Below are 17,743 nucleotides of genomic sequence, written 5' to 3' on the forward strand. Positions count from 1 at the left end.
AGTTTCATTATACTGGGTACTAAAATTGATGACACGGAAACATGTTATGTATGCGCCCACAGTTGCTCTTTTTAATCCCTTTTGCTCTTTTTTTCTTCTTAAATTATTTTTCTTCATGGAAGACACCCTAAATTTGCAGAAAGAGTAACTTAATGGATATACGATCTTTATTTTCTACTTTTCATGAGCCTGATAAAAATCAGGCTCCCTCTGCCAAAATAGTCCAAATTATTATCCTGCTATTCCTACTCCTGATCATTATCCTTTTGATTAGGGGGTGTCTTGCCCTTCTGGCCAGTAGCCCTAAAAAAGCGGTTACTCCCATGCTTATTCGCAAAGAGCATCATATATTCGTCCCTGAAAATTCTCCTTTGCGTGCCCAACTCATTGTACGTCCGGTTAAAACATCGAATAAACCTCATCGCGTTTTTTTACCCGGGGTCGTTGAAGCTGATCCAGTACGTACGGTAAATATTTTCCCCCCACTGACAGGACATCTGACCGCACTGAAGATCAAGCTCGGCGATGAAGTAAAACACGATCAAGTTTTAGCAACCTTACAATCAGCGGGTTTAGCTCAAGCATATTCTGATTTGGCAAAAGCACTGAGTATCTTGAAGCAGACTCAAGAAACGTTAAATCGTGCCCAAAAAGTCAACCGGGCAGGTGCTAATTCAGTCAAAGATATTGAACAAGCGCAAAGTAGTTACACCCAAGCCTTTGCCGAAGTACAACGTGCTCAAGCAACTTTAAAATCATTAGGCAATAATGAGCCGGGTATATTGCGCATTCAAGCTCCTATCGACGGCAAAGTGATCGCGATCAATTATGGTATAGGCTCATATATTAATGATCCCGCAACACCTATATTGACTTTATCTAATATTCAGTCTGTTTGGATTGCAGCTTGCGTTCCAGAACATTTAATTGCGTTAGTCAACAAAGGGCTTAAAACGTCCATTTCATTAATTGCCTACCCTCATCAAGTTTGGGAAGGTCAAGTGGCATTTATTGATAATTTAATTGATCCGTTCACCCGATGTAATAAGACGCGCATTGCTTTTGCAAATGCGAATCATAAACTGCAGCCCAATATGTTTGCTACAGTACAAATGGATTTGCCACAAGAAGAACAGGTCATTGTGCCGCTCTCTGCAATTATTATGAATGATGACGCCACTTCTGTGTACGTTGAAACAGCGCCATGGACTTTTGAATCACGTGCTGTAGTGCTCGGTCCTGAAGATAAAAATATGGTACGGATTACTTCAGGATTAAAACACGGAGACCGCATTGTTGCCTCCGGAGGAATACTGGTCAATGATTGATAAAATAATCACTGCATGTTTCCATCGTCGCCACATTGCCTGGGGAGCTGCAATTTTGATTGGCTTTTATGGCTATATTTCTGGTACCCAAATGATGGTTGAGGCTTATCCTGAGCTTGATGATGTCAGTGTTTCTGTCACTACTCAGGTACCTGGCTTAGCCGCAGAAGAAATTGAACAACAAATTACTATACCCTTAGAACGTGCATTGGTGAGTGTACCCAATATATCCGTATTACGCTCCAGCAGTACGTTTGCCTTATCATTAATTACTATGGTTTTTAAGGATGGAACAGATGAATACTTCCCCCGAGAACGTGTTCAAGAAGTGTTAAGCCAAACTTCCTTACCGCCGGGTATTTTTCCTAGCCTGGATCCACTGGTTGGATCAAGTAGCGAAATCTATCGCTACACGCTTACATCCAATACTAAAACCTTGATGGAATTATCCGAAATTCAACGTTGGTTGATTATTCCCAAACTAAAACAAGCTCCGGGGATTTCTGATGTGGTTAATTTTGGGGGGCTGACTAAAGAGTTTCAGCTTACCCTCGATCCTCTTAAAATGCGAATTTATAACCTTTCATTAAATGACATTAGTAACGCAATCAACAACAATACTACCTTCGCAGGGGGAGGCCGAGTTACTCGAGGCGAACAAAGTTACATTATTCGTGGTAAAGGCCAGGTACATACCTTAGACGAGTTGGGCGCTATAGTAGTCAAACAACAAAAAGGTGTTCCAGTGCTTATCCGTGATCTTGGCAAACTTGAGTTCGGTCATAAGGAGCGTGAAGGGATATTAGGAAAAAATCATAATTCAGATACGATTGAAGGCATCGTTCTCATGCGGAAGGGGGAGAATGCCGGAAAAATATTAGAAGGAGTTCATGCCAAATTAGATGCATTGCAGGAACAACTAAAGCGCATGGGAGTGACTATTGTTCCTTGTCTTGATCGTGATAAATTGGTCGACCTTACCGTCGACAAAATAAAGCATACTGTCATTGAAGGAATCGTCTTTGTTTCGCTTGTATTGATGCTTTTTCTTGGGAGTTGGCGTAGTGCCTTGGTCGTTACCGTTGCGATTCCTGCAGCATTAGTGACTGTATTTATTTTCATGAATTTAACTCAAATGCCTGCGAATCTTTTTTCCCTAGGCTCTATTGATTTTGGTGTCATTGTTGATGGGGCAATCGTCGTAATGGAAGCAATTTTACGCCAGAGGGAACAAAATCCTGGGCAAATGCTGACCGTTGAAGAGACATTAAAAGTAACCAACTATGTCGCTCGGCCTATATTTTTCGCTACTTTAATTATCATCTCTGCTTATTTACCCTTATTTGCGTTTGAACATGCTGAAGGTAAATTGTTTACGCCAATGGCCTATACAGTGAGTTATGCTCTTTTAGGTGCTTTAATCTGTTCCTTGGTACTTATTCCAGGCTTAGCCTATACCGCGTTACGTAAGCCACAAAAAGTATTTCATAATTATCCCCTGATTTGGTTAACCAAACATTATCAATCGCTGCTACGCCAATTGCTTAAACGCGCCTATATTGCTTATGTATTAGGGATAATTACATTAGTCTTAGTCATATTTTTAGGAATTACAGCAGGTCGTGAGTTTTTACCGGAACTGGATGAGGGATCACTGTGGTTGCAAGTCGATTTGCCGCCGGGTTTATCCTTGGAAAAAGCTAATCAAATGGCGGGTTCATTACGCGATACTCTGCTTGAATATCCTGAAGTTTCTTATGTGATCACTCAAGTAGGGCGCAATGATGAGGGCACTGACCCATGGACTCCTTCTCATATGGAAGTTCCTGTGGGTTTAACACCTTACGCACAATGGCCTAACCATGAAACTAAAGCCCAATTTATCGCAAAGCTTACAAAACGATTTTCCAGGATGCCAGGGTACACCATAGGAATAAGCCAACCCATTATTGATAACGTGAATGATATGATAGCAGGGGCACATAGTCCGCTTGCTTTAAGGATTTATGGGGATGATTTGCTTGAGTGTCGTCGTATAGCCAATCAGATTGTTGCGCTATTAAAAACTATTCCTGGCACTGCCTCTGCGTCAGTATTCCAAGAGCCCCCCATTCCGCAAATAACGATTCAAGCCGATAGAGAAAAAATAGCCCGCTATGGTATTAATGTTGCTGATATCACTAATTTAATTCAAACGGGTCTTAGCGGTTCTCCAATAGCGTCCATATATGAAGGTAGTCGCATATATAATGCTACTGTACGCTTTCCTAAAACGGATAAAAACAGCATTGAATCCTTGGGAAATTTATTTCTAACCAGTTCAGATGGAGCTCAGATACCTTTATCAGAATTAGCTAAAATTGAATACAAGACTGGTGAAAGCACGATTGCTCATGAAATGGGAGAGCGAGAAATCACAGTACGTATGGATAATCGAGGTCGCGATCTTACTTCTTACCTTAATGAAGCCAAACGTCGCATTGCTCAGGAAGTAAAATTTGATGCGCAACAAATTCGTCTGGAATGGGCGGGCCAATTTGAAAGCCAGGAGCGTGCAGAAAAACGATTAATCTATATCTTGGGCCTTATGTTCGTCCTCATGGGATTGATTTTATTCTTTGAATTCCAAAAATTACACCTCGTTTTTCTTATTTTGGGTGTAGTCCCGATGGCAACCTTAGGCGGCCTGGTCACGCTTCATATTACGGGAGAAACATTCAATGTTGCTACCGCGGTTGGTTTTATAGCCCTCTTTGGTGTTTCCATACAAAACGCGATTATCATGATTGCAAATATTAGAAGGGTACGCAAAACCAATAAATCGTTAAGTCGTGCTGTGGTCTATGGCGCAGCTGAACGGTTGCGACCTATACTCATGACTGCAACAGTGGCTTCCTTTGGTATGCTTCCAGCTGCATTGGCAACTGGGGTAGGAACAGATGTACAACGTGGGTTAGCTACAGTAATAGTGGGCGGCTTGGCAGTATCTACTTTATTAACTTTATTTATTCTACCTACCTACTATTACACCTTGGAACACTTCATTGAACACGGTAGAAGCAGTATGCGCCGATGGAGATGGAGGCGATGAGTAAGCATAAAAAAGACAACTGGTATTTTGGGCTTTGTAATAAGCTCTTTAACCCATGTTTTAAACGAGCCTCGGGTATAGGCGCTGTACTTGTATTTTTTCTCTTAAGTAACTGTACGGTTGGTCCTGATTATAAAAGGCCGACACAAATACTTCCTCAGTCGTATACGAAAAAATCATTGGGAAAAAAAACACCTGCAACGGCTACTAAAATGGGTGAGGCACAATATTTTGCCCCAAACAAAGAGCTTCCGAAACAATGGTGGCAATTATTCCATTCCAAAGATCTCGATGATGTGGTTTTGGCAAGTTTACAGCACAATCCTACAGTAACCTCAGCCCAAGAATCATTGTCCGCGGCTCTTGAGAATGCCTATGCCGGAAAAGGTGCTCTACTTCCTTTTGTCGGAAGCTCCTTTTCACCTACTTACCAACAAACGGCAAAAATTCTTACAAGTGTTTTAGCAAGTAATCAATATTTATATTCCTTATTTACCGGACAGCTTTATGTTTCTTACACTCCCGATGTTTTTGGAGGTACAAGGCGCCAGATAGAATCATTGGTTGCCCAAGTAGAGGTGCGACACTTTCAGTTAGAGGCAACGTATTTGACCCTAACGACCAATGTGGTTAATGCCGTCATCCAGGAAGCGGCTTTGCGCGAGCAAATTACAGTAACCCAGCACCTGATTGCCAATCAAAAAAAACTTTTGGTAATTCTGAAGCAGCAGTTAAAACTGGGTGATACAGCGTTATCCAATGTTGCTACTCAACAAGCAGCATTAGCTGCATCAGAAGCAATGCTTCCTCCCTTGGAAAAACAGCTTGCGATTCAGCGTGATTTGCTTAATGCTTTAACTGGACGATTTCCAGACGATCAACATACACCTCAATTTCGTTTAAGCTCCTTACATCTTCCAAGAGAACTTCCCCTCTCTGTGCCTGCAAAATTACTCGAAAATCGACCTGATATCCGGGCTGCTGAGGCACAAATGCATGCAGCAAATGCATTGATTGGTGTTGCTATCGCAAATCGATTGCCGAACGTGACGATTAACAGCAGCGGCACTAACCTGGGAACCGCAGCAACGACTATAGGCACTTTATTGCAATCTAATACCCAATTCTGGGCAATGGCAGGGATTATCACACAACCTATTTTTGATGCGGGGACTTTGCGCCATAAACAACGTGCCGCGGAAGCCAGCTACAGGCAAGCTGCAGCAGACTATCGCGCAACAGTCATTAATGCCTTCCAAAATGTGGCCGATACCCTAAAAGCAATTCAATCCGATGCCTCTTCCTTAAAAACGGCAAGCAACGTTGAACGCGCAGCCTTAACGAGCCTGACCATTGCTCAACGCCAATTTACATTGGGGGATAGCAGTACTGTAGCATTGATTCTTAATGAAATAACTTATCAACAAGCCAAATTAAATTTAATTCAAGCGCAAGCCAATCGGCTAGCAGATACTGTTGCTCTTTTTCAGGCTCTGGGAGGAGGGTGGCAGACTCCTTCAGAGAATAAAAATTGTAATACATCAAAATAATAAAGCGGGGATATTTTGCCTTAATTTCAAGCGGATGGTAAAAAAATGGACTATTGCCCTTGGGAAGGGCGAGGCTTCGCCACGCTATTAAGGCAGTAGAGATCTGTATGAATCACAATCGCCCTATAATTTGTTTTTTCCTTCCTTTTTTTGTAAGGCTTTCAAGTGGATGCTTGTTTTGGCAGCGCGATCAGTAAAAATCCAATTGAGTCCTCGATTCAATTCCCTATATAAGCTGTACTTCGAATCGACCAAGCCGACACCCACAATTTTTTGGGTTGCCCTTAATTGATTGATTGCTTTTTTGTGAATCATAAGATAATGGCCTAATACACCTCCATAATTTTCTTCGATACATAAATTACAAAATTCCTGCACATTATTATGTGAGGCTACTAATAATAAAGATTCTTTGGGAATTTGCGTTAATGAAGAAAAAATTGATGATTTGAGAGTCAACAGATGGTAGTTCTCTGCAGCGGATAATTCTTGTAACTGCGCTACTAAGGCCTCTTCATGATGAATAGTTGTTTTTAATTCAATAAATAAATGCATGCTCTTGCCATATAGAGCGATTACTTCGGTAAGTGTAGGTACGTTAGGAACCAGCGCACGCAGTTCATTAAAGGTAATTTTCGCGATTTCTTGATTATGTCCCCAAAGACGCTTCAATGTCGCATCATGATTAACAACTAATACATTATCTGCTGTACTACGTACATCAAACTCAATTCCCCAACACCCCAAATCCTTGGCTAAGGCGAAAGCGGGAAGCGTATTTTCAATAATTCCCCGGGCTTTATTATGAGCTCCCCTATGGGCAATTAAACGTACGGACTGCATTAGCTCAAATGAGGGCTTATTTCTAGGGATAAATGAAAAATAGCCATCTAGAGTTTTTCCTAATATACTAAGTAACACGACATGATTCCTCAACAATATTTATTTTTAATTCTATGCAGGTACTATTGAAAAGGCAAAAATAGCTGCTTTCTCCTGCAAATTGTGTAAAAATAAAAAATTTTCACTATATGTTTTCTATATGCCCTTAATCACTACCAATATTGATCGAGCGATTCACGATTTGCAACAAGGGAAGCCTGTTGCTATACCTACAGAAACTGTCTATGGCTTAGCAGCTCCTATCAATAATGAGCAGGCAATTAAAGCGGTTTTTGCGATAAAAAATAGACCTTTAAACCATCCTTTAATTATACATGTGGCTGAAAATTGGGCGCTTGACCTGTTGGTTAAAGATATTCCAGCTTATGCACAACAATTAATTAAAAAATTCTGGCCAGGCCCTTTAACGTTAGTCTTTCATTGCAAACAGGATCAAATCAGCCCATTAATAACTGGTGGCCAAACGACTGTAGCAATCAGATGTCCTGCTCACCCCATCGCCCAGGAGTTATTAAAAAAATTGGGCGTTCCGCTTGTTGCACCCTCAGCAAATCCATTTGGAAAAGTCAGCCCTACTACTGCAGAGCACGTAAGTGAATCTTTTTATAATCAAGAACTAACTATCCTAGATGGTGGTCGTTGTACTGTAGGGATAGAATCAACCATCATTGATGCAACTGATCCCCAAAATTATCAAATTTTACGGCATGGAATCATTGATGAAAAAGCTATAGCGGAACTAATTGCTCTTCCATCTTTGCGCGGCGAAAACTCGTTACGTGTTCCGGGGAAATTAGACAGTCATTACCAACCCCAAAAAAAGCTGTATTATTTTGACAGTTATAATTTGCTGACTCATTTTTGTCAAAAAAATGGAGATAACATTTACGTTATAGCAAGCAAAAAACCAATGGGTATGCGCGAAGAATATTTTCACTTACTTGAAGATAATCCTGAAAAAGTAGCGTTTGATCTATATTATCAATTAAGAAAGGCTGATGCTTCTAATGCGGAGGTTATTGTCATAGAGCTTCCCCCTGCTACAGGGGCATGGCAAGGAGTACGGGAGCGTATCCTTAAAGCAGGCGCTCCTTACATGGCTTAATCCTTACTCGTTAATTATTGTGGGTGTGCCGATAAACGTTCCTTTGCATTTAGGTGTACTCCATACCACCCAAGTTTTACCTTGATCCAGCTCACTTAAAGTTTGTTGATACATTTTTACAGGGGTAGACCATTCTCCATGTGCGTCTTTTCCACTGATTGTCGCATTAACTACATTAAATAACAGCCCATCTTTTTTGGTGCTTTTATAGCTGTTATAGTTCACACGCAATCCATTTAATGATTTTACTCCTTGTTTACTTAAGACTTGAGCTACTGTAGTGACCATTACCGTTGGTGTATGCTCCAAACAATATTGTAAGGTAACATCCTCTGACCTGGGTGTTATATTATCAAATACCGCCGTCCAAATTATGGATTTGGATGCGCTTGCAATAGAGCTATAAAACAGGATAGTTGCAACAATAAATATTTTTTTCATGATTAATGATCCAGTTTGAAAATATACTCGTAAAGCCATAAATGTTTATTAATTACATCATTATGATGCAAAAGCAAATAAGCACAAGGCTTCTGTGATTTTTCATGGTTCTGAAGTGCTGTCCCAAACAGCGATAACACAGCAATTAACTAAAAGAAGCCGGTTATGCTATTGACAGAACTGTAAAATATGAGTACTTTAGCGCCACAATGCCGAGGTGGTGAAATTGGTAGACACGCTAGCTTCAGGTGCTAGTGGGGGTAACTCCGTGGAGGTTCGAGTCCTCTTCTCGGCACCATTAAGCGATTTTAAAACAATTTCTGATGGTTTATCGTTGTTCATACCTGATTGATGATTAATTTTATAATGATCGTTTTAGTCCATCTGAGGGACAAAAGGTCTTCCAATGGGTTCTTAATTCTTTCCTATAGGTAAAACTGTATTACTAATAATGCAGTCCAGTGAGCAGTAACGTATTTTTTAGTTTTAAATTTCCGGGTTAATCAACCATCAAATAAAGTAAAAATATGATTCAAAATAATATATCTTATAAATTTATGTTAATCATATAAGGGGTTTCCGTAAATTGTTAACTAAAAACCATAGGTTAACTATGAAAGTTAGTTCTGGTGATACTCTTGAATTATCTGATATCGTCATTTGAATTTTAAATATCCGCTTTCTACTTACCGCTGCTTGTCAGCGATAGCTCCCAATTAGTGCCGTATGTCGTGGACAAACCGTGGTTCATAGGTTGTTTAACGAGTTATGTAAAAATCATATAACTAAAGTAAAGAATAGTGGACTTTATTTGATAGTGATTGAGTCATAAAATTATCCCATGCATTTAATTACAGATACTAGTGATGTTATAAGAAAATGATTTTTCAAAGATTCTAACAAGATCGCAGGTAAGTTATATAAACCGTTATGAGAATTAGGAAAACTTATTTTAGTTTAGCGAGCTTAGTCTCAATTTGCTCAATATTTTTTAAAATATTCTTAATTTTTTCTTCAATATTTTCTTCAGAGTTATTTTTTAAATGCCCTTCGGTTGGTTTTTTATCGTTTTTTATTTCCTGCTTTAAGTAAGGAGTCTGATTATCTAAAAATTTGTATAATTTTTCCTTAATTTTTTCTATTTGATTTGTTTTACCAAGTTCGTCCTGTTCAGCGCCATTAGAATTTTTTAAAATTGACATCGTTTGCTACCAGGGTTAATTGCCTATAATTTAATCCTAGATGACTCATGTTAAGACAAGATGATTTTTAAATTCCATTTTTTTATGAGGCATTCTTTGTGGGAACAGTAGATGTTTTAAATTGACAATTAAAAGTCTCAAAGAGGCAACTATTAAAGTGAAGGGTAACAACAAGGCCATCCGATCCAGCCGCTAAGGCTAATTGATAATTTTTATTTAACCTGTCCTATAATTTAATTACGAAACATTATAAGAGTTTTCTTGTGAGAAAGAGCATCATACTTATAATTTGTATTATTATACTTCCACTTAATATTTATGGACGAACGTTAACAGTAGGGATTTCCCACTTTGATCCCTCCTTTGTCATCCAATTAAGTCCTAAACATTTCTCTGGTTTTGATATTGACCTGATTCAAAATATTTGTAAGAAACTGAATGATGATTGTACGTTAATTTCTATGGATTGGGATGAGCTGATTGATGCGGTAGCTCAAAAAAAGGTCGATATAGCAGTAAGTGGCCTCACTATTCCGCAAAGCCATTCTTCACCGGTTGCATTTTCTATACCCTATCTAATTATGAATATTGATACTATAGGATTAAAAAAAAATGTAATAGGTCATTTTAATATGAGAATGCTAATTAATGCGAATATAGGAACTACAGATAAAGATTATTGGACACTATTTAAAAAATTAAACCTCAAAAGTACCAACTTTATTTTATTCGATCAAGATGATGAATTAATTAATGCCCTAAAAGTAGGGAAAATCAAATTTGCATTGGTGGATTCATATACTGCAAGCTACTGGGAAGTTAACTCATCAAATACAATTAAGGACTTAGGCCCAGTTACTCACCTCGAATACTTTACGGCTATTGCTATCAATCCAAATGATCCGGAGCTTCAAAATGAAATCAATAAAGCTTTAACTGATTATTTGCACAGTAAGGACTTTATGGATAATTATCGTAACAATTTGATTCATTTTTAAAATCACTGGCTATTTTAAAACGAAAAATGAAACATCTATTAAATGCTGATATCAATTCCTCCGGTAATGCCGTATTGGTTTTTCACTTGGGTTCCATAGAGATTTTGTATTATTGGGATATTAATGCCAAGATATGCGGAATAATTGGTGTGAGTATTGACTCTAATCCCAGGCAATAAAAAAATGGTGTTTCCTCCGCTATTCGGATCCATCGTTCCTGCAATATTATCTTTTGTAATATACTCACCATTGAGTTCCAAAATGCCATCAATATCCAACTTTAATGATTCATTTCTATACAGCTCTAAAACAGTTGCAAAATTATAATCAAATATAGAGCCCAGAGTTGTATGTTGTATACCTTCTATCCCTTGGGTATAAATTAAATTTGAACTTAATGAAAAATTGTTAAATTGCCTCGAAATAATAAGTCCAGCAAATGGAGTCCATGCCCCACTCCCTGGCTGATCTGAGGCAGAAAATAAAGTCCCAGTATTATCTCTCGCTGTCGTTTTGCCTGTTGGAGCATTAACACCAGAAATTAAACTCAGTGAGATGAAGTAATTATCTTCTTTAAGGAATTGCAATAAAGCAAAGATGTTGGTATCACCTAACCCGTAAGCACCTCCTAAATTAAGAACACTTTCAACTTGTGTAGTTTCATTGAAGCCTGCAGCAGCAAAGGAAATATTATCAACATAGACCAGGCTTGCACCAATGGATAAATTATTCAACAGCCCATAAGAAATCAACAAAGAGCCATATATACTGGCATTTAAATTCTCGGCAAAGGGGTGTTGCAATAATACTGCATCAGACAGGGGGATATTAGGATAATATTCTACTCGTTGGCTTATACCTATCGCCCCTTTTTCTAAAGCATCGGCAGTTGAGGTAACGATAGGTTGACCTATCCCCACAGAGTAATTGATTGTTTTTTGGTGAAGCGTGGCTGCATGGAGACTAAAAAAAACGCAACAGTATAAACATATTACTCGCTTTATTATGTTCATTTCGTGAGTATCATTTAAATTTTTATTGTAACTTAGATAGAGGTAATGCCCAATAGCCTCTAAGAATCCCAACGGTTACAGTTTGACCTCTTCTAGTAAATTCACAATGAGCTTTTGATTAGAAAATAACTCTGATTGATGTTCATCAGATTTTTTTGTCCACAAAAGATATTTTTTTAATTTAAATATTAATGAGTAGCCGTATGCTGTTATTATGCCAGTATACCTCGAGTTTCATTAGGGTAGTTTAACATTAGTGGCTCATTGGCTTTCTGAGCATCTTTTTTAATCCCCGTAAATAGAGGCTCTTCATATCCTCCAGGAATTCCTTGCTTTGAAAAAACAATTTGCCACAATTGCGTGCCACGCGAACGAAAAGTGCCGGCACATGCTAATAAATAATAACGCCACATACGATAAAAACGATGATCATAATGTTCTTGTAATTGCGCCCAGTTTTTTTCGAAACGCTCATGCCAGGCCATTAATGTATGATCATAGTATGCGCCAAAATTAACCCAGTTTTCCATAATAAATAATCCTTCTGAAGCCTTGCTAAGTTGCTCCATAGAAGGAAGCATGCCATTAGGGAAAATATATTTGTTAATCCAGGGATCTCCTGCCGTTTGAGTGAGGGTACTGCCAATGGTGTGTAATAAAAAAAGGCCATTACCTTTGAGGCATTCTCTGGCTTTTTGCATATAGGTACGGTAATTTTTATAACCTACATGCTCAAACATCCCTAATGAAATCACACGATCAAATTTTTCATGGATATCACGGTAATCTTGGAAACGAATTTCAATAGGTAAACCGACACAATTTTGTTTTGCATAATTACACTGCTCTTTGGAGATAGTAATCCCCACCACACTAACCCCATAATTCTCTGCTGCATATTTTGCAAATGCACCAAATCCACATCCTATGTCCAGTACACGCATGCCTGGTTCAAGTTTGAGTTTTTGACAACTTAATTCTAATTTATTGATTTGCGCTGTATCCAGGTCGCTGGCATTTTTCCAATAGCCGCAAGTGTAATTCATCCGGGTATCCAGCATCGACTCAAATAACTCATTACCAAGATCGTAATGCAGTCTTCCCACTTCTAAGGCACGCTTTTTAGATTGGTAGTTAACCAGCTTAAGGAGAAACAATTTAGGCCATAGCCATTTGTTGGTGCGAATTTTGCTGTCAAGATTAGCCTGGATAATTTGGGTAATAAACTGATCGAGACTTTTACAGTCCCACCATTCCTCCATATAGGTTTCCCCAAGGCCTAATGTACCATGATTAAAAACGCGTTGATAAAATTCGTCATTATGGATTTGAATATCCCAGGGATTTGACCCGTTGGGTGAAATTCCGGCTGAATGCAAAAGGTCTAATACAATTTTTTTAATCATTCCCTGACTCATAAGTAGATTTATCCTTTTGTGCGGCAAAATTCAAGAACGATTAAGCGATACTCAGCTTATCCTGTTAATATAAATAGTACAATTTAAATACTAATAAAATATATTTTCCATAAGTTACAATTGGATGCAATAACAAATCTGTAATTATGTTTGACATGAATAAAGCAAAAAAGCAAGTGGGATAGCCATGATATTATAAGCCAGTCCCCAAAATGCTGGAGTTAAATCTAAAAATATTTTTCTTGCTGTTGTTCAAATGCAAGATTTCACGAGTATATTCAGTAAAGTTATTTTTACTGTATTGTTTGATAGTCGATCGCCAGAACTGATAAGCACCTTCGTTGCCAGGTAGAACCATCACTTCCCATTCTCCTGAAAATTTTTTAAAACATTGCTCTGCAACATAACGGCCAATACCTTTGTTTTTGAATTTCCGTGCGATAAAAAATTGAGCCATATTGAATTCAACGCCAGCATCACTTCCTATTTTATCCACTATAGCAAAGCCAGCCAGTTCCTTTTTATAACGGATGATAAATGGGAAAGAGTTTTTATCTTCCCAATATTTTCTAAAATCAATACATTCATACAAACCATCCGCCGGGATTTCCCATCCCTCTTCATCACCTATGTATTCGCTCATATCATAGACATAAAATCTACCTAGATTTTGCACAACCGGATAATCTTCAAGGGTCGCGGGTATGAGCTCTATTTTATCGTGAACTGCAGATAAATTCGCAATAGAGTACCAGGCTACTTCAGTATTTCCATATCTTCCCAGACCTGCATAGCTCATCCCCGCTTTTTCCAATACGCGGCGTGAACGTTCATTTCCGGGATGAACATAGGCAACAAGCCTCTCTATGGAAATGTTTTGAAATCCCCAGGTGATGAGTGCTTTTGCGAGCTCAAGGCCGTATCCTTTATTCCAGGCGGTTTTATGCAATGCATATGCAACTTCAATATCAGGCTGGCTGTCATTGTAGGCGGCATAAATTAATCCGGCACGCCCCACAAAATGAGCACTTTCTTTTTCAAAGACACAGCCAAGGCTGAACCCATACTTCTCATAATGGGCAATGGCTTTCTCTAATCCAGCCATTATTTCAGCCTCAGTACGAATTCCTTGACCAATATACTTCATGACATCAGCATCGGTTTGTAAGGTATATAAGTTATTAAAATCCGCCAATTGTGGTGCTTTAATGATTAAATTTTTAGTTTCTAAGAAAAGGCTCATAGTGCTCGCTCAATACAAAAGGGATTCATTGATAAAGATAACTAAAATCATTTCTGACCTTAACATAATACATTTATATTACCAACGAAACATAGAGCCTTTAGAGACTATGGGATAGAAAGGTATTCGCTGGAGAATGGCCCCTTAGGTCAATTTGCTTGCTCTAATCCAATTTTATGTAAACTTATTGAAAGTATATGATGCAAGATTAAGGCAACACGCCTTAATTAAGATTTATTAAATTGTGGTTGGCTAAGGCATGTTAGAGTAAAGGAAGATTTTAAATTCTTTTATTAGGGTGTGTGCACACACCCTAAAATAGACTTATTCGATGGTCTAAATTTGGCTTATTCAATCGTCCAATTTATTTCGCCGGGAAGAGAACTCCACCAGCTGCCAATTTTTGCAACATAATCAGCGTGCACATTGTTTGAGCTAGAGTAGTCACCAGAGACAGATCCTGCATACATGACACATAAATCTTGTCGAGAAACAATACTGATGGTTTTATTATCGCATTCATATTCTAAACGAATACTTGGACCAGCAGTGTAGGTCTGCTGCAGTGTAAACGAGAGGGCTTTCTCGCCATTTTCAATTATTCCAGGTACCTGGCCAAATATAAGCTGGCCATTTATTAAATTGGTTGAACGTAAAGTACAGGTATGTCCGCTTTTGTTAAACACGGAGACATTCAAATTACCACAATTATTTGCATGAGCCGACCATACGCTGGCAACCAATGGTAGGGCGAATAAAATTTTCTTGTTCATTGTTAATCCCGTTTAAAAAACATAACGCCATGAAGTGTACACTTGGTTGATTAGAAGTTCAATGCGTGAAACTATAGGTCATATAAGTTGTTGTTCTATTTTTAAATTACTTCGTTTTCTTGCTTCCTGCTCCTAACCGCTAATCAAAAGACTTAATCCTGGGATTATGATTAAAACATATGTTTTTTGATTATTTCTTTTACTTTTGCTTCTTTTTTAGTACAATGTCGGCAGTCAGAACTAGATGTGCGGAACAGTGGAGGAAGATAGGCTAGGGGATTTACTCGAACATGTTTAAAAATTTTTATTAATAGTAAAAAACAATATTTTCTTTTATTGAGATACTTATGCTGTAAATCAGCCCGCAAAGAGATCAATTAGAAAACGACTAAATCATATTTATTGCCTACTTCATCTGATTATTTCAGAAAAGCCATATCTACATTCTGCAAATGATAAATTATTGGAGAAGTGTAATGCCAACTCTGTTGCGAGAAGAAGTAGATATTTATGTTAAACCGGAAATTCATGATACCGGATTGGACAGTAAATTAGCGGAAGTTACGGTCGGTGATCTCCACGGAAACATGATAAAGCTTTTATATTTTCTGGTTCGCTATGGTATTGCGAATATCAGCTCAGATGACTATGACAAACTACTGAAAATTTATCAAACACCCCTTGAGAACATCGATAAAGAATGCCTTATTCAATTTAATAATATTTTAGATAGAATTGTTTTCCAAAAGGGGAGGATGATAAGACTCCTCGGGGATGAGTTGGCGGATAGAGGGGCTAACGATTACTTCACATTAAAGTTGTTGGAAAAACTGCAATTAAATAAAGTACCTGTCGAAATATTACTGTCAAATCATAGCGTTGAATTTATTGAATCCTATGAAAATGAAGATCGTTTTCATACAACGATGGTTCCATATGAGGGCATTTGTCATTCAATAGAAAGTTTACAAAGATTGGTTGACAAAGAAGTTATATCAAGAGAAGAAGTTCTTGAATTAGCAAATGTAGGTTATAAACCAGCACTGCGAGCGCTTTCATACTCACTTAATGAGGATCAATCTGAAATTACAATATACAGCCACGCTGGTATTGGTTTAGAAACTATCGAAAAGCTTGCAAAAAGCTTAAATGTACCGTATCTGGATAGCTCTGCTAAAGAGTTAGCAGCAACTATCGATAATATTAATCGGGTATTTCAAGGTTACGCAACTACAAATACGGTACACACACTGTATTCACGTGAGACTATGACAGCGGCTTATAAGTGTAATAGAGAATTTGTCATCGAGTCACCGATTGAATTTATAATGATGAACCGAAACTACGAGGTTCTTAATAGACCTGTTACCCATTCTAGCTATCATATCAATTTTGTTCATGGACATGAGATAAGTGATCTAACAAAAGAAAATATTTATAATCTTGATGATGATCTTGGTAAAAGCTCCGATCCGATTCTGGCACCTAAAAATCGTGGGGTATATTCGGCGGTTATGCATATTGTTCCACCTTCATTTGCGCAAAAACTCTTGTTTGATGTATCTCAATCTTTGCAGGAAGAGTCTTTTGAAAGTGTCGATAAACTTTATGAGTCTACTTATACCCCTAGATTTTCTCTATTTAGGCCAGAATCAATTCTGGTAGCAGAAGAAGACTTGGTTTCTCCGAAAAAAACCTCTGATAATGTAGAGAAACTTTATGAGCCTATCCTTAGTCCCCGGTTTTCTCTATTTAAGCCTAAATCAATTTTAGTACCAGAAGTTGACTTACTTACCTGGAAAAAACTCTTCGGGAATGATAGTGCATTTTAAAACTTGATTTCTAATTATGCGAGTATTATGAAATAATGCTCGCATAGTTGAGATTAACGTAAGAAATTAATGATGGGCTATCCAGGTATGCAAATAATGCATCGTAGGTGTTATGGTAACAGCGGAGTGTCCTGATTTGTCCTTATAAAGACATACCCAACTGTCTTGGCCATCAACCTCATAAGCCATGGGGCCTTTTTCAAAAACTAAAGAATCTACAGCACGCAAAACTTGTTGTTTTGCATTATTTTCATTACTTGCTCGGAAAGCGCCGATAATAAAAGTCCATTTATCATTAGTATCGTAAGTGTGGGATCTTACTGCGCCATACCATAAACCATTTTCTTTTATGACGTCAGAAACACCCACGGCTTGTAATCCTGAGACTGAGGGGCAACTCTTGGGTTTCTCAGGGGGAGCAGCAAAACTGAATTGGGATAGTGATAAGAATAAAACTGTATTTATAACTTGTACTTTCATGATTTTCCTTTGAAAATTTTAAAAATATTTCCATAATTACTTAGGTTGCATCAAAATTTTTTTGATGTGTCCTAAGTATGCAGAGAATATACCTTAATCCAATCATTTAAATCCAACAGTAATATGCAATTATCACCACAACCAGGCAAATGTAGCCCGTATCAGCGCAAACCTAATACGGGATTTCCTCTGGAATTCTTTATGAATGAGATGTCTTAATATAACAGGTCGCGCCTTAAATACATTTCAATAAGCCTAATAGAGGTTGAATAATTCGAATCATTAACTGGCATTTTCCTGTTCTTGATTAGGGGCCGGAAATGGGGAAGAGCCAACGCTTTTTAAAATTGATATGAAGTGATCATC

At 38.1% G+C, this 17,743-nt stretch carries 14 protein-coding genes and 1 tRNA gene; 7 read left to right on the forward strand and 8 right to left on the reverse strand.

Annotated elements, in window-relative coordinates; all coding sequences use genetic code 11:
- Positions 1-152: 152 nt before the first annotated feature.
- From EKG34_RS04825 to EKG34_RS04835, 3 genes are read left to right on the forward strand one after another with little or no spacing between them, the layout of a single operon-like run.
- Positions 153-1,328: an efflux RND transporter periplasmic adaptor subunit gene (locus tag EKG34_RS04825; protein ID WP_003634003.1), complete on the forward strand. Its 1,176-nt coding sequence runs from the start codon at positions 153-155 to the stop codon at positions 1,326-1,328.
- A complete protein-coding gene (locus EKG34_RS04830; protein WP_003634005.1) occupies positions 1,321-4,419 on the forward strand; it encodes an efflux RND transporter permease subunit in 3,099 nt (1,032 codons plus the stop codon). Before EKG34_RS04825 ends, EKG34_RS04830 begins: the two co-directional genes overlap by 8 nt.
- Positions 4,416-5,969, forward strand: coding sequence for an efflux transporter outer membrane subunit (locus EKG34_RS04835; RefSeq protein ID WP_223800078.1), 1,554 nt, complete (start codon positions 4,416-4,418; stop codon positions 5,967-5,969). The genes EKG34_RS04830 and EKG34_RS04835 overlap by 4 nt, the downstream gene beginning before the upstream one ends.
- 123 nt (positions 5,970-6,092) lie before the next feature.
- Here EKG34_RS04835 and EKG34_RS04840 read toward each other — a convergent pair whose 3' ends face one another.
- The gene (locus tag EKG34_RS04840) at positions 6,093-6,890 is read right to left on the reverse strand and encodes a glycerophosphodiester phosphodiesterase (protein WP_003634011.1); all 798 of its coding nucleotides are present in this window, start codon (positions 6,888-6,890) and stop codon (positions 6,093-6,095) included.
- A gap of 121 nt (positions 6,891-7,011) precedes the next feature.
- Here EKG34_RS04840 and EKG34_RS04845 point away from each other — a divergent pair, with 121 nt between their 5' ends.
- On the forward strand, positions 7,012-7,977 hold the full coding sequence (locus EKG34_RS04845; protein WP_003634012.1) for an L-threonylcarbamoyladenylate synthase: 966 nt from the start codon (positions 7,012-7,014) through the stop codon (positions 7,975-7,977).
- 3 nt (positions 7,978-7,980) lie between these two features.
- On the opposite strand, the gene EKG34_RS04850 is transcribed toward EKG34_RS04845, so the two are convergent.
- A complete protein-coding gene (locus tag EKG34_RS04850) occupies positions 7,981-8,418 on the reverse strand; it encodes a hypothetical protein (protein WP_003634014.1) in 438 nt (145 codons plus the stop codon).
- A gap of 211 nt (positions 8,419-8,629) precedes the next feature.
- Here EKG34_RS04850 and EKG34_RS04855 point away from each other — a divergent pair.
- Positions 8,630-8,716 (forward strand) — tRNA-Leu (locus EKG34_RS04855).
- A gap of 649 nt (positions 8,717-9,365) precedes the next feature.
- On the opposite strand, the gene EKG34_RS04860 is transcribed toward EKG34_RS04855, so the two are convergent.
- Positions 9,366-9,620, reverse strand: coding sequence for a hypothetical protein (locus tag EKG34_RS04860; RefSeq protein ID WP_012979556.1), 255 nt, complete (start codon positions 9,618-9,620; stop codon positions 9,366-9,368).
- A 263-nt stretch (positions 9,621-9,883) separates the two neighbouring features.
- Between EKG34_RS04860 and EKG34_RS04865 the strand changes: the two genes are divergently transcribed.
- A complete protein-coding gene (locus EKG34_RS04865; RefSeq protein WP_003634020.1) occupies positions 9,884-10,618 on the forward strand; it encodes a transporter substrate-binding domain-containing protein in 735 nt (244 codons plus the stop codon).
- Between the two features lie 38 nt (positions 10,619-10,656).
- Here EKG34_RS04865 and EKG34_RS04870 read toward each other — a convergent pair whose 3' ends face one another.
- From EKG34_RS04870 to EKG34_RS04885, 4 genes are all read right to left on the reverse strand, one after another.
- Positions 10,657-11,631 carry a hypothetical protein gene (locus tag EKG34_RS04870; protein ID WP_003634023.1) on the reverse strand — a complete coding sequence of 325 codons (975 nt, stop codon included), beginning with the start codon at positions 11,629-11,631 and terminating at the stop codon, positions 10,657-10,659.
- 212 nt (positions 11,632-11,843) lie between these two features.
- Positions 11,844-13,049 carry a cyclopropane fatty acyl phospholipid synthase gene (gene cfa, locus EKG34_RS04875; protein ID WP_003634025.1) on the reverse strand — a complete coding sequence of 402 codons (1,206 nt, stop codon included), beginning with the start codon at positions 13,047-13,049 and terminating at the stop codon, positions 11,844-11,846.
- A gap of 193 nt (positions 13,050-13,242) precedes the next feature.
- Entirely contained in the window at positions 13,243-14,292 is a 1,050-nt protein-coding gene (locus tag EKG34_RS04880) for a GNAT family N-acetyltransferase (protein ID WP_003634027.1), read from the reverse strand.
- Between the two features lie 347 nt (positions 14,293-14,639).
- Positions 14,640-15,065 carry a hypothetical protein gene (locus EKG34_RS04885; protein ID WP_003634028.1) on the reverse strand — a complete coding sequence of 142 codons (426 nt, stop codon included), beginning with the start codon at positions 15,063-15,065 and terminating at the stop codon, positions 14,640-14,642.
- Positions 15,066-15,541: 476 nt separating this feature from the next.
- Here EKG34_RS04885 and wip point away from each other — a divergent pair, with 476 nt between their 5' ends.
- Positions 15,542-16,897, forward strand: a complete 1,356-nt coding sequence (wip, locus tag EKG34_RS04890; RefSeq protein ID WP_003634030.1) for a Dot/Icm T4SS effector Wip — start codon at positions 15,542-15,544, stop codon at positions 16,895-16,897.
- Positions 16,898-16,963: 66 nt separating this feature from the next.
- Here the strand turns inward: wip and EKG34_RS04895 are convergent, their stop codons facing one another.
- A complete protein-coding gene (locus tag EKG34_RS04895; protein ID WP_003634032.1) occupies positions 16,964-17,377 on the reverse strand; it encodes a DUF4949 domain-containing protein in 414 nt (137 codons plus the stop codon).
- Positions 17,378-17,743: the final 366 nt, after the last annotated feature.

It is taken from the genome of Legionella longbeachae (assembly GCF_004283175.1).
GTDB classification, from domain to species: Bacteria; Pseudomonadota; Gammaproteobacteria; order Legionellales; family Legionellaceae; genus Legionella; species Legionella longbeachae.

Coding starts and splice junctions, on each gene's coding strand:
- EKG34_RS04825 (WP_003634003.1), top strand. CDS start 153: ATGGATATACGATCTTTATTTTCTACTTTTCATGAGCCTGATAAAAAT.
- EKG34_RS04830 (WP_003634005.1), top strand. CDS start 1,321: ATGATTGATAAAATAATCACTGCATGTTTCCATCGTCGCCACATTGCC.
- EKG34_RS04835 (WP_223800078.1), top strand. CDS start 4,416: ATGAGTAAGCATAAAAAAGACAACTGGTATTTTGGGCTTTGTAATAAG.
- EKG34_RS04845 (WP_003634012.1), top strand. CDS start 7,012: ATGCCCTTAATCACTACCAATATTGATCGAGCGATTCACGATTTGCAA.
- EKG34_RS04850 (WP_003634014.1), bottom strand. CDS start 8,418: ATGAAAAAAATATTTATTGTTGCAACTATCCTGTTTTATAGCTCTATT.
- EKG34_RS04860 (WP_012979556.1), bottom strand. CDS start 9,620: ATGTCAATTTTAAAAAATTCTAATGGCGCTGAACAGGACGAACTTGGT.
- EKG34_RS04870 (WP_003634023.1), bottom strand. CDS start 11,631: ATGAACATAATAAAGCGAGTAATATGTTTATACTGTTGCGTTTTTTTT.
- cfa (WP_003634025.1), bottom strand. CDS start 13,049: ATGAGTCAGGGAATGATTAAAAAAATTGTATTAGACCTTTTGCATTCA.
- EKG34_RS04880 (WP_003634027.1), bottom strand. CDS start 14,292: ATGAGCCTTTTCTTAGAAACTAAAAATTTAATCATTAAAGCACCACAA.
- EKG34_RS04885 (WP_003634028.1), bottom strand. CDS start 15,065: ATGAACAAGAAAATTTTATTCGCCCTACCATTGGTTGCCAGCGTATGG.
- wip (WP_003634030.1), top strand. CDS start 15,542: ATGCCAACTCTGTTGCGAGAAGAAGTAGATATTTATGTTAAACCGGAA.
- EKG34_RS04895 (WP_003634032.1), bottom strand. CDS start 17,377: ATGAAAGTACAAGTTATAAATACAGTTTTATTCTTATCACTATCCCAA.